The organism is Variovorax stachyos, from assembly GCF_051400855.1.
Taxonomy (GTDB): domain Bacteria; phylum Pseudomonadota; class Gammaproteobacteria; order Burkholderiales; family Burkholderiaceae_C; genus Variovorax.
In genome coordinates, this window is record NZ_JBLFFN010000007.1 from 278,255 (window position 1) to 293,832 (window position 15,578).

Consider the following 15,578-nt stretch of genomic DNA (forward strand, 5'->3'; position numbering starts at 1 on the left):
GAGTTGGTACGTTCGATGTGCGCCGCGAGGTGACCTGCGAGGGGTTGCCCATGGCCCCATGGGCGGCTTCGCAGCGGTTGCAGTCATTTGGCCCCGCAGATTTAATGGCAGCTCGATGGCTATTCACCGCCGTCGATACATGCGTCGGTGTTAAACGCGGACCGACTGCGGTCGCGGCGCGGAACCGCTGTTCCACCACCGCTCCCGGCTAGGGTCGAGGCGATGCGTTCGCTGCGGCATCGAAATCAGCACAGGTGGGGGAACTGAGAATCGCGATGTCGATGCCGAGTTGTACAGCGATCACTTCACCGTGCCGGATTTCGGCCTCGCTGAATGCGGCAAGCTCGCTGGAGGTCCAGGTTTCGTCTCCGCGCGCCCGCAGGCGACTCAAGAGCACATCAACAGGTGCAGTCAGGATGATGATGCGCCGACATCGAAGGCTGCGGAAGACCGATTCAGCTAGGCGCTGATGCTCGTTGGGACGACTGCGAAGAACCAGATGCCCATCCAGCAGAAGTTGCTCGCCACCGTCAAGGATGCGGGTGACTGACCGGACCAGCGCCACCTGATTCTCGTCAATCTGAGTGACCTGCCTTGTCTCGGTCCAGGTGGCGTGACCGCGCTCTTCGCGAATCAGTTGGCTTGCAGTGGCATAGCGAAAGCCAAGCCGCTCCGCCGCCGGCTTCGCCAGAAACGTCTTGCCGACGCCATGCGCGCCAGCGACGAGCACTGTCACGGTAGGAAGCTCCGAGAAAGACGCAACACTTCAGGGTCGGTCAGGTATCGAAATGACTGAGGCGCGCGAAACCCCTGCATGATGTCAGCGGGCTCGACCGGGGCGTGCGGCCTCAAGACGCGCCCCAGCATCACTGCGTAGCCCTTGGGCTTGCCGGCAAAGTAGCTGCGCAGCTCGGTTCTCGTCAGGCCTCCGCCCCGGCGGCCGTTCAAGGTCCAAAGGGTCGATGCCGAAGCCAAGACGACGGACTCGACTTCGACGATGCCCACGATTTGTTGGGTAGGGGTGCTGCTGTAGACCGCGATCCAAGGCACGGGCTCCTGGGCCCAAACGCGCCTGAACTCGACCTGCTTCGTACCGGCGACGATCAGGTCAGCGTATCGTGGCTTGACTGAGAGGAGGACGGCTCTACCGCCCGGCGGCGGTGAGGACTCTGGAAAAGGACTCATCGGAAACTTGACGAATGGATTGGATGGGGCCGCTTACGACGCCCTGGCTTAGCAGCTGGTCATACGAAACAGGCCTGGGTAGGTGCTCGACAAGGCGGAAGAGAATCACCTTCGTCAGGCTCGCGGCCATACGGTTGATCTCATCAATGCCGTACACCGTGCGGCGACTGACCAGGCTGGCGATGCGAGCGGCGTCGGTCAGCATTTCGAAGCGGTCGACGACGCCAACCGAGGTGATGGCCTTCTCATCGCCCGTGCGGTAGAACAGAACCACGTCGCCAGCAGAGATCGCCTTCGTCTGCGCGTGGCACAGGTAGGCCAGCTTGATGGCGTTGCCAACGCTTCCGCTGGTGCCGAAGAGGTGCCGCTGCACCGCGCTGTAGTCGGGGAACAATTCGGCGTGAAACTGCGGCTGGATGGGAATCAAGAACTTCCGAACTGCTGGATCGCGCCGGTAGTGCGGGAAGAACTGCCGGGCGTACTCCAGTGGCTGCGCCGCCGATGCGTCTGGCGGCTGCCGTGGATGTCGCTTGACGAGAACCAGATCCCCTTGGTACGAACCGTGCTCCTTGAAGCCGAAGTCCGCCAACATGCGGATCAAATAGTCATGGCGCTCTGCACTGGCGTGGATGAATACATGCTCGCACGCATTCTCGGTCGCGTACCTGAACGCCGCCTTGAGGAATAGCTCGCCGATCTTCCTGCCACGCACGGTCTCCCCGACCTTGAAGGTGCAGAGCTTCAGCGACGCCCCGTCCAGCTTGGCGCCTTCGTCGTTGATGACCTCGTCAGACTGCACAGCGTAGACGCAGATCGCCGCCAACTCGGTACCACCATCCCGATACACCCACGCCATACGGTTCTCGCGGGCCTTGCGCCGAAACCAGTCGTCGAACCCCTCGTAACCGTCGCGCAGGCTGTCGAAGAAGCTGGAGCCCAGCAGCGGTGTAAGACTGTGCAGCGGAACGTCCTGAATGTTCGGTAGTACGACGAGCCGCGGCTCGTGAAGGCGCCGAAGCCAGTCTTCCGCCGTCTGGATCGTGTAGACACGATCGCCTAGGTTGCGTGCGCCCGCCTTGGCATGTATGCCGCGATCTTCAGTGACGAGCGCGTGGACGGCATCGCACTCCAGGGCATACAGAATCTCGTTGTCGCAGGCGTCATTGGGGGTGGTCGCGTCCGTGTTCCACGGGCACGGCGCAGGCTGCTGCAGCGCGTTGTACTGGCGGAGACGCTGAAGGTTCCTTGCCCGCCTCTCCGCGTTCGGGTCCCGGTCGAAGTCGGCTACCGTGGCAGGGTGGTAGAGAAGCTGATGGCCGCCGACGCCAGCCAGGCGTACGAAGTTCGCCAGGTTCTGCTCCAGGACCTGATACGAGTCCTGAAGTGGAATCAGAACGTTCGTGTCCAGCAGGAACCGCAGCCTTTGTGTCATCGCATGACTCAGCAGCGCCAGTGCTTGGTGAGCCGATGCAATTGCCCCTGGCGGAGAGTCATGCCGACCATTGCGGAAAAGCGACCTTCAGCCGCTCCACGGTGTGGCGCCACTTGGGTGTCGTCGGCTGGCACACGGTGTTCTGGTTTCCGAACAAGCCGACCTCGTTGACCGCCTTGTTCTCCGGAACGGTGTCCAGCCATCGCACCCGGACGAAGTACTCGGCCTTCTCCGGATCGTCGGCAGCAAGACGGTACTTGTCGGCGTGCTTCAGCACCATCAAGGCGGGCTGCTCTCCGTTCTCCGTCTGCACCTTAAAGTCCTTCACCGGCTGAACCGACTCCAGCACGGTACCGACGCCGACGTAGCCCTTCTTGGGGATCTTGACCCACACCCGATCCCCCGGGGACAAGAGCTTCAGGGTCTGGCTGTACCAGCTGCCGCCGCCGCCACTGATGTAGCCGAAGCGGCGGGCGTCTTCCCAGCTGCGAGAAGTCGCGTCGCCGAAGGACACGTGGAACTCACCGTTCCAGGGCTCCTTGTCGCCCTTGGCGGTAGTGGTCGAGGCGACGTTGGCCTGGGTCGCTCCGGGGTCGATGAGCCAGGCCCGACTCAGCAGCTTGTGGGCCCCATGCTCGAAGACCTGGAAGAAGACGACGTTGATCGCGATGTCGCGGGCATTCAAGTAGCCAATGATGCGCTCGGTGGACGGGTCCAGTTCGGCGGCCACGATGATGATCTGATGCGACTGGTTCAGCGTGTCTTCCTCGAGCTCGACGCCGAAGTGCTCCTGAAAGGCAACATCAAGGCCCTTGCCGCCGGAGTACCGCTGGAAGATCTGCACCACTCGGTCGGGGGTCAGCTGTTCGACCCACGATGCGTAGTCCAGAGCTTGCGCGATGATTTCGCGCGGCGTCCGGTCCCGCTTCAGCTCGATGAGCACCAGTGACGCATCCGGCGCAAGCGCCAGCAAGTCCACACGCCCACCGTGCGACGTCAGCTCCTGGCGTCCGATCAGCATCCACTCGCTGGACAGGATGCGCGAATCCCGCACGATCATGTCTTCGAGCTGCTGCTCACTGGCAAGACGGCTGGCGGCCAACGGGGCAGGCTCATCGCCAACGCACCAGACGGCGTGGTGAATGGGCATCGCGCGCTCCTCGGTTAGGCCACCAGTTTCAACAGCTGCGGCTCGTTGCGAACCTGCAGGCACCAACGCGCCACCGACGACAGTTCGGCCGACCGGTGCGTCAGTTCGCGCACCTTCGCGCGCACCTCCAAGAGCTTGGCCTTCGCCGCCGGATTCTTGCCGCCCGCGCACTTGGCCTTCGCGGCCAGGAAGTCTTCGACCAAGGCATCGACTTTCTGCCAAACACTCCGGCGCGCCTCTGCCAGCGGCACATGCTCGTTCAGCTTTAGGCGCTTCACGGTCTCGCTCACGCGCTCCTGCTCCCACGGGGAACTGCCCGGCATCGGGATAAGCTTGCCTTCTTCATCGAAGGCGATGAGCGAGACATCGTCGTCGTCGATAGGGTCTAGCAGGTAGCGCGCCTCGGACTCCTCGCAACGCGCGTCGAACATCGAGCAAAGTGAACCCTGCTGCAAGGGGAACCAGCCGCCCTTTTTGCGATTGCCGACGTTCCCGCAGACCCGGAAGTTCATGTAGTCGAACGCCAACCACCAGTAGCCGTCACGTTCGGTGCCGTCCAAAGTCTTGGCCTCCTTCTTAGGGCGGAAGTGCTCGACGTCGTAATGCGAATAGAGGTCGCGGACTTCGGAGAACCAACACTTGCCACCCGACAGCGCCAGCATCCACTGCTTCAGTGCTCCCCAGTGTGCGCCGTTGGCATCGATCAAGGCATTGCGCTCGTCGCGTTTGCCAGCAGCGTGCAATGCCGCCATGCCTGTCACCAGGTGCGCCGACTTCGCCAGCCATGCGTCCCACTGCGCCTGTGTCCATGGGTTCCAGCCGGGAATGTCGTTGTCAGTCGGTCGCTTGTGTTCCAAGTCGATGAAGATCACTTGCCGGCCTCCTCGCGGAGGATCTCGTCGATAATTTCGTCTGCGACCTTGTTCTGCTCGGCCTGCTCTTCCGGGCTGAGCGTTGGCTTGCGGAATTTCCGGTGTTCCGCCATCTTGCGCACGAACAGCGCGTAATCCGGATCTCGGAAGTCCGCCGTTGAGAAGCCCAGGTCCGACAGCTCGGCCGACAGGCGGGTCAGCTCGGCATCTTCCTCGGCCGTGCGGGGCTGCTTGACGAACAGCTCGTTGCGTCGGAACAGGCGCCGCTCGGTTTCGATGTCGAGCGTGGAGGTCAGTCCGAACAGTTCGCTCTTCAGCAAGCCCGTGACGCCCATGCCCTGGGGGTGCTCGTCGGGTGCGTCCACCACTGTCTTCTGGCCCTTTCGGCGCAGGATGTGTACCTGCTCGCGCTTCAAGCTGCCCACCATCATCGGGTCGTGGGTGGTGATGAGGATCTGCGATTGACCTTGCGCCACCTGGCCAGCGTCGGCGGCCAGGACCCCCTCGATGTCGTCGAAGTAGCGCAGCTTCCAGATCGGGTTCAAGTGCGTGTCTGGTTCGTCGAGCAGGAACAGGCAATGGTCTTCGCGGGTGATGCGCATGAGCCCCAGCACGGTCAGCATCTGCAGCTCGCCCTCGGACAGTTGAGTGAAGCTCACTGCGCCGCCGTGTTCGTCGCGCTTCTTGACCGTGATGCGCACTTCCTCGATGAGATCACCGATGTAGGCGCCCTCGGCATAGCGGAAGAAGCTGTCGGTGCCGCCCACGAGCTCACCCAGCTCTCTGAGTTTCGCTTGGCTCGGCACGTACAAGTAGAGCTGACGCTGCTCCTCAGTACGCCCGCGAAAGTCGATTGGTACGGGCACGGTCTTCTCGATCGGCGCCCAGGCCACCTGCCACAGCTTGTCGAGGAACTCGCTCACCACATTTCCCCTAGCGTACCAGAAGCGCGGGTCGCCCTCGTTGAGCTCGTTCTCGTCGAAGCGGCCACCCCGGCGCTTCTCGCGTAGCTTATGCGGCTCCTTCAAGACGAACAGGGCCGACTCCAGTGCCTCGATGTGCAGGTTCTTCAGCACCTTTTGGAAGACCAGGTCATCGGACAGCAAGCAGGCCAAGAGCACCAGTTGACTGTGGCCGCCCCGGCAGTAGAACAGCCGCCGCAGGCGGTCGTCGCCAGCCTGCTTCAGGCGGACCTCGCGGCGCCGCCGCACTTCTTCCAACGCGCGGATGTCAGCATCGCTGGCCGAGAATTGGTTCAGCAGTTGCTCGGGCAGTACCTCGTCCGTGGTGATCTCCTGCCGCTCGTTGAAGCGGCGCTGGTGTTCCTGGAACAGTGCCTCGATGCGCTCGTTGCGCCCCGAGTAGTAGGCGAAGACGTGGGAAGGCAGCAGCTCCCGGTTCTTCAGCAGATACCCCTGCGACTCTGACTTGCCGTCCACCCACACGAAAGGCCGCTTTTGCTTGGCGGTCTCGGCCTGCAGCTTGACGATGCGACCGCGGATTTCGTACTCGAGCGTGTAGTCCAGTGGCCGCTTGTCGTGTGTTTCGGCAGGTAGGTCCAGATCGACATTGCGGAAGATAGTGATCAGCGCCTCGATCAGGTTGGACTTGCCCACACCGTTCTGGCCGATTAGCACATGGCTTCGAATCAGCTTAGGCGCCGCATCCGGAGCACCTCCCGGCTCGGGTTCCCGCTGAGTCGCGAAGTCGATAGCCACCCCGCGCAGGTTGCGGAACTGTGGGATAGCGAGGTGCCGCAACTGCATGGTCAAGCCTTGGCCGCGTCGGCGGAAGGCTTCTCACGCACCAGTGCCGGCACAGGCTCCGCGATCCAGCCGTGCGCTACTTCGTTCTTCAGCTGGGCGTAGAAGTCGTCAATCTCACCGCCAAAGCGCTGCCAGAGGTCTCGCGCCGCCATCTCGCCTTCGTGGCGGACCAGAATTGTGGCCAGCGGTGCCTGGGCTTTCACGTCGGGCGGCGTTGCCAAGCGCAGCGGCGCGATGAGTTCGGTATGCGGTGCTTTCACGGCGGTCTCCTCGTGTTGCTCGGTGTTGATGCCGGTGAGGGCGGCGACAGCAGCAATCGCCAACCTCGACGCCACTTCGTTCCTAGCGTCCAGTTGGTCCGACAGTTCGCCGCACAGCGCTTGGTGCTTACGTAGGCTTGCCAGGATCTCGGGGAGAGCGGTCGCTGGTGGGACCGGTACCGGAACGCTGCCCACTTGCGTCAAGTTCAAGCCAGGCTTATCGCCATAGATGTAGCGTGCCAAGAATGCGCGTCCACCGTATGCATTGATCATCCAATAGTGGATGAACTCGGACAGTTCAGGCCGATTCAGCCGGATCAACGCGACGTGCTGGCTGACGTAGGCCTTGCTCTTGAGTTCTGGGACCGCTGCACAGCGCCCGACATTACCGCCGGTGATCGTTAGCAGCAGGTCGCCCTGCCGTACTAGCGTTCGCTTCCCTTCTGCTCGGTCAGGCAGGGTGACGAACGCTGGATTGTCGAAAACCAGGGCGTCCTGCCTGATATCCTGGGAGCGAATGAAAGAATCCCCAGTGTTTGAGATGTAGGCCTTCCAACCCCGCGACCCACTGGTGATGTACTCGGACAGTTCGGCAAGAGTCTTCCACGTCCAGCCGTCGGGCAACGGTCCCAGCTCGTCGGTCATCTCCTCACCATCGGCGATCAGCTTAGAGTTGGGCAATAGCATCCCACGCAGAGATAGGTCAAAGAGGACATCGCGAAATGGTCGAACGTCGTCGGGCTCGCTGAACAAGCACCCGAAGTTGGCTTGCAGCCGTTGCCAACTCGCCTGCAACTCGTGGGGACTCTGGGCGCCCGCGAGCGCTTGAAGGGTCGACTTCCGCAGGGAGTTCTGCAGCTTGCGGCGGTCTTGCTGTTGCAGCTCCAGCTGATCGCACAAGTCCATCAGCTCGTCGACTCTTGCGACGATGCGGGATTGCTCCTGTCTTGGCGGGAAAGGGAACGGCGCCTCGCGCGCAGCGTCTGTTCCCAGACGGGGAAGGTTCATGCCGTAGGTCGAGCCGTTAGCATAGGCAACGAAGTACGGAGACTTCATGTACCACCGCAGATACCCCGCCTCAATGTGTTCAAAGAACGAGATCGGGTTAATCTCCGTCGTGCACACACCGGGTGAGTCCGCGATCAGGACTTTGTCGAGATACGGACGCAACTTCCCATAAAGGACTGAACCAGCTGGAAAACCGTTCTTAGTGCTCTTGAACTGACGATCCCGAGCCAAGACCTTGCTCAACAGCCTTGAGGTGCTCTTTTCAATGTCCTCGAGCTCAAGGACCCACGTGTCCTGGTCAACATCCCCGAGTTCAACCTTGGGCGCATCCCCGTAGTTGGTGACGTAGCCAAGTCGGGTCCATGCCCAGCCATCCGGCAGTGCCCATGGCTGATCACCGATCGAAACTACGGTCGGATCCGGTTGCCGCTTGAGCTCCCTCCTGGCGATCAGGGTCTTCTGGTGCCGCCTGTTCAGCTCAATCAACGAGTCCGCCGTGACGTCGCCCTCCACACGCTCCGTCAGCCGTCCAGAAATGGCAAGGTGAAGGACAAGCCCCCGCAGCCTCGCAACTCCCCCAGGTGCGTTGGCGAAGTATCCGAACTCCGCCAGGAACTGCTGCGCATCCATCAGGCGTCCTCGTCCACAAAGTGGTGCGCCAGGGCAGCAGCAAGCTCGCTCTTCAGGCGGTTCTCGGTCTCTTCGATCTGGCCCAGCAGCGTCTTGTATTTGTCCAGCAGCACGTCGGGGTCGTGACTCTCTCCCTCGGGCGCGTTGGGGTTCTTGAGGTCCAAGTTGTAGATCGGCCAGTAGAGCCGGTCCCCGGCGGCCCGTGCATCGCGGGCCTGCAGTCGCAGCGAGTCGAGCTGTGTGCGCAACGTCTCCATCTCAGCCTCCACCGGCTTTCGGAGCTTGGCATCGCCCACGCCCTTGATGGATTCGCGCAGATCGCGGATGCGGTTATCCAGCATGCTGGCCTCGATGCTCAACTGCTCGGCACGGTCCCAATGCGGCTCCGCGGCGGCTTCAGCCTGCTTGCGCTTGGCCTTGAAGTCCACCTTCCAGGCGAACTCGTTCTCCACCCGGTCGGCGAAGTCGTTCGCCTCGCTGCCCCACCAATCTTGCTCGGGCTTGAACTCCTCGAATCGGATGGGTTTGGTCTTGCTGTAGCTTTTGTAGCCCGGCGGGTACGGGTGCTCGTAGTACCAGATGGTGTCAGTGTGGAAGCGCCCTGTGCCATCATCCACTGTTGTGCCCTTGGTGAAGAACAGCAGATTGGTCTTGATGGTGGTGTACGGGGCGAACACGCCCTTGGGCAGGCGCACGATGGTGTGCAGCTTGCACTGCTGCATTAGTCGGCGCTTGATTTCGTTCTTGATGCCGTCCCCAAACAAAAAGCCATCCGGCAGTACGACGCTGGCACGCCCCTGTTCTTCAAGCAGCTTGACGATTAGCTGCATGAACAAGTCGGCTGTCTCCTTCGTCGGATGGTGGTAGCCCGCCGCGATGCTGTCGTCCTCGTAGCCGCCAAAGGGCGGATTGGTCACGATGCACTCGACTCGATCTTGAGCCTTCCAATCGTTCCAACCCGTAGCCAGCGTGTTCTTTCGCTCAACCTGCCCATCCACCTCCACATCGTGAAGAACCAAATTGGTTGTACAGAGCAGATGCGGGAGTTGCTTCTTCTCGATACCGCGAATCAGTCGATCTACGGCGCGTCGATCTTCAACCTTCGACTTGGTCGTGACTTGATTTCGCAAGTGGTCGATCGCAGCGGTCAGAAAGCCGCCCGTTCCACAAGCCGGATCCAATACCCGTTCACGCTTATCGAGCCTAGGGTTGACGCGGTCGACCATGAACTGGGTGATAGCACGCGGGGTGTAGAACTCGCCCGCGTTGCCCGCGCCTCGCAGGTCGTTCAGCAACTGCTCGTAGACGTCGCCCAGATTGGCGCGCGTTTTGAAGTCGTGAAAGTTGATGGCCTCTTCCAGCTTCTCGATCACGGCCAGCAACTGGGTGCCAGTCTTCATGTAATTGTTGGCGTCTTCAAAGACGCTGCGAATCACCTTGTGCTGCGGGCTGATGCTGGCGTCCAGCTCCTTGAGGGTGGGGAACAGCTCGTTGTTGACGAAGCTGATGATGGCGCTGCCTGCGATCTGCGGCTTCTTCTTGCCGTCGGGTCCAGCAACGTAGGCAGCCCAATTGCGCCAGCGCATAGCCTCCGGTAGCGGGGACTCGTACTTCGGGTTATCGTCTTCCCACTCTTCCTCTCGCTGGTCGAAGACCTTGAGGAAGAGCATCCAGGTGAGCTGGCCCAGGCGCTGTGCGTCGCCGTCGACCCCGTCGTCCTTTCGCATGATGTCCTGGATGGACTTGATAGTGCTGCTGAGGTTCATCGTTGTTCTCGGATCAAGCTGCCCGCCAGCGGGTCAGGCTTGCTTCTTGTCGTTCTCTTCGTAGAGGGCTTGTTCGAGGGCTTGCACGGCCTGGGTGAACTGTTCGACGCCGCCAAAAATGCCGCGCCGGATCTGCGTCTTGCTGCCGAACTGGTCGAAGGGCGGCAGCTCCAGGACCTTGGCGTCTTCGATGTTCTGCACGCCGTGGTCGGCAAATTTGTCCAACAGCGCTTCCAGCACAGCCCGAGCTTGGTCACCGTACGTTCCGAAGACGTCGCGCTTCTTGACGTTGTTGGCGCGCTCGCGCCGGGTCAGCGGCTTCTGGTCGAAGGCGACATGGGCTACCAGGTCGAAAACGTCCAGCTCGGCGCCGTTCGGCACGGCTTGCTGCAAGACCTCCAGAGGGACGCCGTGGTCGGCCAGTTCCTCAAGGACCGCCTGCTTGCGCTCGGCGCTGTTCCACCGGCGGAGGAAGTCGGTCAAGCTGCCGAACTCGGCCTGCAGCGCCTTCTTAATGTCGTCCTTGAGCAGGACGCGATAGTCCTCGGTGATCAGCTTGCCGTCGGCATCGAGGTATTGCGAGCGCTCGACCGCCACGCGCACGTTCACGTCGTCGATGACGTACTTGGTGCGGCCTTCGCCCCCGCCGCCGGTGATGATGCCGGGCGGTGTGGCCTCCTCGCCGGGCTTTCCGGGGCCATGGGACGGAGGATCAGACTCGCCAGTGCCTGGGGGGACATCGGGCGGCACCACCGGCTCATCGTCCTTGGGCTCGTAGATCACCACGGGCTCGCCGTCGAAGTCCGGGTCGGCGAATAGGCGTGTGGCGCCCTTGAAGTCCATGATGGTGAAGTACAGCTTCTGGTAGTCCTCGCGCAAGCGGGTACCGCGGCCGATGATTTGCTTGAACTCGGTCATCGAGTTGATGTTCTGGTCCAGCACGATCAGTTTGCAGGTCTTGGCATCCACCCCGGTGGTCAGCAGCTTCGACGTGGTGGCGATGACGGGGTACGGCTCGTCGTTGTCGATGAAGTACGACAGCTGAGCCTTGCCCTCGTTGTCATCGCCGGTGATGCGCATGACGTAGCGGCGGTTGCTGGCGGCAGCAGGGATGATCTTGACCAGCTCCTGCCGCATGCGTTCGGCATGATCCTGGTCGTCGCAGAACACGATGGTCTTCGCCATCGGATCCGTGGCTTTTAGGTACTCCCAAACCTTGCTGGCCACGAGGCGGGTTCGCTTCTCTAGCACCAGATTGCGGTCGAAATCCTTGGTGGTGTACTGCCGCTGCTCCACCGCTTGGCCGAGCTTGTCGACCTTGCCCTTCTCCGGCGTGTAGCCGACGGCATCCGCGTCGGTCGCGATGCGGATCACCTTGTAGGGCGCGAGGAAGCCGTCCTCGATACCTTGCTTCAATGAGTAGGTATAGACCGGGTCCCCGAAGTAGGTGAGGTTGCTCACCTCCTTGGTCTCCTTCGGGGTTGCCGTCAGGCCAAGGTGCGTGGCGGCGGTGAAGTAGTCCAGCACCTCGCGCCAGGCGGAGTCATCAGCCGCACTGCCGCGGTGGCACTCGTCGATGACGACCAGATCAAAGAAGTCGGCCGGGAACTGACGGTAGATCTGCTTCCACTCTTCGCGCCCGGTGACGGCCTGATAAAGAGCCAGGTAGACCTCATAGTTCTTCTTCACCTCGCGGTTGGTGACCTTGTGCATCACCTCGCCGAAGGGGGCGAAGTCTTGCTGCATCGTCTGGTCGACCAGGATATTCCGATCCGCCAAGAACAGGATCCGCTTCTTGGCCTTGGCCTTCCACAGGCGCCAGATGATCTGGAAGGCGGTGTAGGTCTTGCCGGTGCCGGTGGCCATGACCAACAGCACGCGCTGCTGGCCCTTGGCAATAGCCTCGATGGCACGGTTGATGGCTACGCGCTGGTAGTAGCGGGGTTCCCGGCCACTGCCGTCCGCGTAGTAGGGTTGCTCTACGAGCTTGACTGACTGCGGTTCCGTCAGCCCCTTCCACTGTTGGTACAGCAACCACAGGTCAGGCAGTGCGGGGAACTCGTTCAGCTGAAGCTCTCGCTCCACGGGTTGCGTCAGGCCTGTCCGGTCATGGAGCAGAAACCCGTCGCCATTACTGCTGATCGCGAACGGGGCGTCCAGCATTTCAGCGTATGCCAGCGCCTGCTGCATTCCATGCCCAACCTTGAAACGCGCCTGCTTGGCCTCGACGACTGCAATAGGAACGCCCGGGCGTGCGTAGAGGACGTAGTCGGCGCGCTTCGGGCCGCCCTTTGCATCGGGATTACGGATCCGCGCAGCGAGCTTGCCTCTCACCATCACTCGGCCGTCGGTGAGATTCACTTCCTCGCGAAACTGATGCTGCAGCCAACCCGCCTGCTGAATCGCCGGCGTGATGAACTTGGTGCAGATGTCGCGTTCGCTCAGGTCGTGCTTGTCCACCCGAAACTCCCTTTGCATGCCAGGTCGCTCTTCGGCTCCGTGGTGCTACCTGTCAGCATCACTTCAACGCATCCGTCGGCTCATCGTCGGCCCGCGTACTCGAGAAGGTCTCCGACACTACAGCCGTAGTGCCTGCAGATCGCATTCAAGGTGTTGAGGTCAATGCGCATCGAAGTTTCACGATAGAGGCTCGTGACGGTGTTCCGCGACAGATCGGTGGCCCGCAGCAGGTCAACGATCTTTTCTTTGTTCTCGGCCATCAACCGGGACAGATGTATCCGAATCACCGAAGCCACGAGCTGTTTTGGAACAGAAGCCTTTCGATAACGTCATGAAGCTGACGTTTTCATGAGCGAGCTTACCCTACAAGACGGGCTAGACGGCGCGTGTCGTTGGCGCGCGGGCTCAGGCGGCAGCACCCACGTGAAGCCTCGGCCTGCATACTCTAATGCCCGCTCACACAAAGACCGGCCATTCGACGCCTGGACCTTGACCGACGGCTATCAGTCTCGAGCGGAAGTTGCTTATGGATGAGACAGCCTCTTTTCACTTGATCTCAGGCCTTCAGGCTGTTGACAGACCGGGTTCACCCACGTGAGGATGGTTCATGGCCCCACCTAGCCCCACCCGAGCAAAGTTCAACTTAGTCCACACATGAGACCGACAGTTTTGTCGGTACTTTTGCCGGGATCTTCGACGCAAGCTCAACTAGAGACAAGCATCGATAGGCCGTGCCGATGGAAGTTCGATTCCCTCCGGGTCTTGACGTCGCGGGCGGCGTCGTCTCCAACAACGCCGACGGTTCTTGCACAGAATCCAATACTGTTCAAAAATACAGCCTTAGCCGCAACTTCGAGGAGCGCGCCCTGTCCAGCTACATCTTCATTTCGCCTCGGTCCGACCCCGGCATGGGCCGCCCGCTGGCCGACCCGTTGCTCACCTCCGGGTCGCGTCCGACCATGGGCACTTGCAGGCCGGACCTCCGCCGCCTCGTGCGCCCGGGCGACCAGATCTTCGTGATCAGCGGCAGCATGGGTCCGAAGCACCGGCAATATGTCATCGGCGGTTTGGAGATCGCCGCGAAGCTCGAGGACCAGCTCGCAGCGCTGCGCGAGTTCCCCGAGAACGCGCTGCGCTTCGACGCCGGCAAGAAGATGGGCAACATCATCGTGACCCGGGACGGCTACCAGCATCCGGAGGACACCCACCCGCCGGAGACCTTCGAGAACCGCATCAAGAATTACCTGGTGGGCCAAAACCCCGTGGTGCTTGAAAGCCCGCGCGAGGTGGAGCTGGGGCGCGAGCGCACCATCGACATCCTCTCGGGTCTCTTCGACCGCTCGGGCCCGCGCGTAGCGCAGATCGTTGGGCGCCACCGTAAGCTGACCGACGAGCAGGCTGACAGGCTGCGCCGGGAGCTGATGGACATCAAGCGCGAGGCCGCCGCGTGATGAACCTCGGCGAGCACTTGGCCAGCCGCAAGCTCGCCGTCGATCAAGTGGCGGCGAAGGCGAAGCTCCCGCCCGAGCGCTTTGCGCAGATCGCGGCCGGCGCCGACGCCAGCCTGGCGGAGATGCGCGCTATCGCCAAGGCCCTGCGCCTGCCCTTGGAGAGCTTGCTCGATCCGGAGCCCGCCGAGCCGGTGAAGGCGTTGTTCCGCCACACGCTGGGGCAGCGCGAGGTCGAGGTCTCCTCGGAGCTCGACGTCGTGTCCGCCCAGGTGCGCGACGCCTTGGCGATCGCGCGGGGCATGCCCGGCAACACCGGTTGGCTCGATCTGTTTCGGGGCATGGAGCCAAGGTTCGAGGCGGCCGAGGAGTTCGCGCAGCTATTCCGCAAGGCGTTCGCGGGCCTGGACGACAAAGAGCCCTTCCCGCGCCTGCCGCAGGTCGCCCACGAGCTCGGGGTCTTCGTCCTCTACTCGCGCGACTCCGCCATCGAAGGCGTCTCAGTCATCGTCGAGGGCTACGCGCTGATGATCCTCGGCGCTCGCGCGTTCAAGCCGCGGCTGCTCTTCACCATTGCGCACGAGTTCGGGCACCTGGTCGCGCACCACGACGACCAGGCGAGCGGCTACGCGCACTTCGATCGCGAAGAGGACTTCGACGGGATACAGGGCGCTCCGCGCAAGCACGAAGAGAAGTTCGCCGATGCCTTCGGCTCCGCGCTCGTTCTGCCGCGCCACGGCGTGCTTCTTGCCGTGAAGGCCATCCGCGAGCAGCTCGGGGCCAACGGGCCGCTGGGCGACATCGAGATCCTTTGGCTCGCGCACCTTTTCCACGTCAGCTTCGAGGTCGCCGCGCGCAGATGCGAGGGGCTCGGCCTCGTGCCGCCGCGCGGAGCGCGCGCGCTGTATCAGAAGCTGCTAGACGACTACAAGAATCCGGAGCAGCGCGCGGCGGAGCTCGGCATTCCGCCCCGGCCCGACATCCCGGTGGACGCGTCCCCCGCACTCCTGCAAGCGGCGGCGCGCAAGGTGAGGGCCGGGGAGATCTCGGTGGGGCGCGCCGCGGAGCTTCTAAACGTCCCGGTCTCGGCGCTGTTCGTGGCCAACGCCGAAATAACCGCGTGATCCGCATCCTGGACGCCTCGACTCTCCTGAACCTCGCCAACGGCGAAGTCCTCTCGAAAGTCCTGCGCCTTCCGGGCACGTCGTTTCAAGTCAGCGGCGTCGTGCGCGACGAGTCGCGCACCGTCGCCCAGGCCATCGACGCCGCCGTCGCGGCCGGGCGCCTGGCTCTAGTCGACGACAAGTTGATCAGCGTCTCGCGTTTCCTCAGAGCGAAGGCGGAGTGGCAGTTGGACAACGGCGAGACCGAGTGCATCCTGGCGGCCGCGGAGGTCGGCTGCTCGGTCGCGTGCGACGACAAGGCTGCGCGGAAGGTGATCGCGAGGGTGCTCGGCGAGTCGCGCCTCACCGGCTCCATCGGCTTGCTGCGAGAGGCCGCGAGGGCGGGGCTCCTCACCCAGGCCGAGGCGTTCGCCGCCTACAGCCTGATGCGTGAGCGCGGCGGCTTCCTGCCGACCGTCGCGGAAGCCGAGTTCTAGA

General features: G+C 62.4%; 13 protein-coding genes. 3 read left to right on the top strand and 10 right to left on the bottom strand.

Annotated features, from left to right (window positions below; all coding sequences use genetic code 11):
- Nucleotides 1–208: 208 nt before the first annotated feature.
- From ACMGEZ_RS15685 to ACMGEZ_RS15730, 10 genes are all read right to left on the bottom strand, one after another.
- Entirely contained in the window at nt 209–736 is a 528-nt protein-coding gene (locus ACMGEZ_RS15685) for an ATP-binding protein (RefSeq protein ID WP_436823192.1), read from the bottom strand.
- The gene (locus tag ACMGEZ_RS15690) at nt 733–1,185 is read right to left on the bottom strand and encodes an ASCH domain-containing protein (protein ID WP_436823193.1); all 453 of its coding nucleotides are present in this window, start codon (nt 1,183–1,185) and stop codon (nt 733–735) included. Before ACMGEZ_RS15690 ends, ACMGEZ_RS15685 begins: the two co-directional genes overlap by 4 nt.
- Nucleotides 1,145–2,617: a GNAT family N-acetyltransferase gene (locus tag ACMGEZ_RS15695; protein ID WP_436823194.1), complete on the bottom strand. Its 1,473-nt coding sequence runs from the start codon at nt 2,615–2,617 to the stop codon at nt 1,145–1,147. Before ACMGEZ_RS15695 ends, ACMGEZ_RS15690 begins: the two co-directional genes overlap by 41 nt.
- Nucleotides 2,618–2,675: 58 nt before the next feature.
- A complete protein-coding gene (locus ACMGEZ_RS15700; protein WP_436823195.1) occupies nt 2,676–3,767 on the bottom strand; it encodes a DUF8606 domain-containing protein in 1,092 nt (363 codons plus the stop codon).
- A 14-nt stretch (nt 3,768–3,781) separates the two neighbouring features.
- Nucleotides 3,782–4,639: an HNH endonuclease family protein gene (locus ACMGEZ_RS15705; RefSeq protein ID WP_436823196.1), complete on the bottom strand. Its 858-nt coding sequence runs from the start codon at nt 4,637–4,639 to the stop codon at nt 3,782–3,784.
- Nucleotides 4,636–6,405: an AAA family ATPase gene (locus ACMGEZ_RS15710; protein ID WP_436823197.1), complete on the bottom strand. Its 1,770-nt coding sequence runs from the start codon at nt 6,403–6,405 to the stop codon at nt 4,636–4,638. The genes ACMGEZ_RS15705 and ACMGEZ_RS15710 overlap by 4 nt, the downstream gene beginning before the upstream one ends.
- Nucleotides 6,406–6,407: 2 nt before the next feature.
- Nucleotides 6,408–8,303, bottom strand: a complete 1,896-nt coding sequence (locus tag ACMGEZ_RS15715) for a restriction endonuclease subunit S domain-containing protein (protein WP_436823198.1) — start codon at nt 8,301–8,303, stop codon at nt 6,408–6,410.
- Nucleotides 8,303–10,069, bottom strand: a complete 1,767-nt coding sequence (locus ACMGEZ_RS15720; RefSeq protein ID WP_436823199.1) for a class I SAM-dependent DNA methyltransferase — start codon at nt 10,067–10,069, stop codon at nt 8,303–8,305. Before ACMGEZ_RS15720 ends, ACMGEZ_RS15715 begins: the two co-directional genes overlap by 1 nt.
- Before the next feature lie 33 nt (nt 10,070–10,102).
- Nucleotides 10,103–12,529 carry an EcoAI/FtnUII family type I restriction enzme subunit R gene (gene hsdR, locus ACMGEZ_RS15725; protein WP_436823200.1) on the bottom strand — a complete coding sequence of 809 codons (2,427 nt, stop codon included), beginning with the start codon at nt 12,527–12,529 and terminating at the stop codon, nt 10,103–10,105.
- A gap of 80 nt (nt 12,530–12,609) precedes the next feature.
- A complete protein-coding gene (locus ACMGEZ_RS15730; protein ID WP_436823201.1) occupies nt 12,610–12,825 on the bottom strand; it encodes a helix-turn-helix domain-containing protein in 216 nt (71 codons plus the stop codon).
- Nucleotides 12,826–13,266: 441 nt separating this feature from the next.
- On the opposite strand from ACMGEZ_RS15730, the gene ACMGEZ_RS15735 reads away from it, so the two are divergent.
- From ACMGEZ_RS15735 to ACMGEZ_RS15745, 3 genes are read left to right on the top strand one after another with little or no spacing between them, the layout of a single operon-like run.
- Nucleotides 13,267–13,980 (top strand): hypothetical protein, encoded by a 714-nt coding sequence (locus ACMGEZ_RS15735; protein WP_436823202.1) that lies wholly within the window; start codon nt 13,267–13,269, stop codon nt 13,978–13,980.
- Nucleotides 13,980–15,101 carry an ImmA/IrrE family metallo-endopeptidase gene (locus ACMGEZ_RS15740; protein ID WP_436823290.1) on the top strand — a complete coding sequence of 374 codons (1,122 nt, stop codon included), beginning with the start codon at nt 13,980–13,982 and terminating at the stop codon, nt 15,099–15,101. The genes ACMGEZ_RS15735 and ACMGEZ_RS15740 overlap by 1 nt, the downstream gene beginning before the upstream one ends.
- On the top strand, nt 15,098–15,577 hold the full coding sequence (locus ACMGEZ_RS15745; RefSeq protein ID WP_436823203.1) for a PIN domain-containing protein: 480 nt from the start codon (nt 15,098–15,100) through the stop codon (nt 15,575–15,577). Before ACMGEZ_RS15740 ends, ACMGEZ_RS15745 begins: the two co-directional genes overlap by 4 nt.
- Nucleotide 15,578 lies beyond the last annotated feature (1 nt).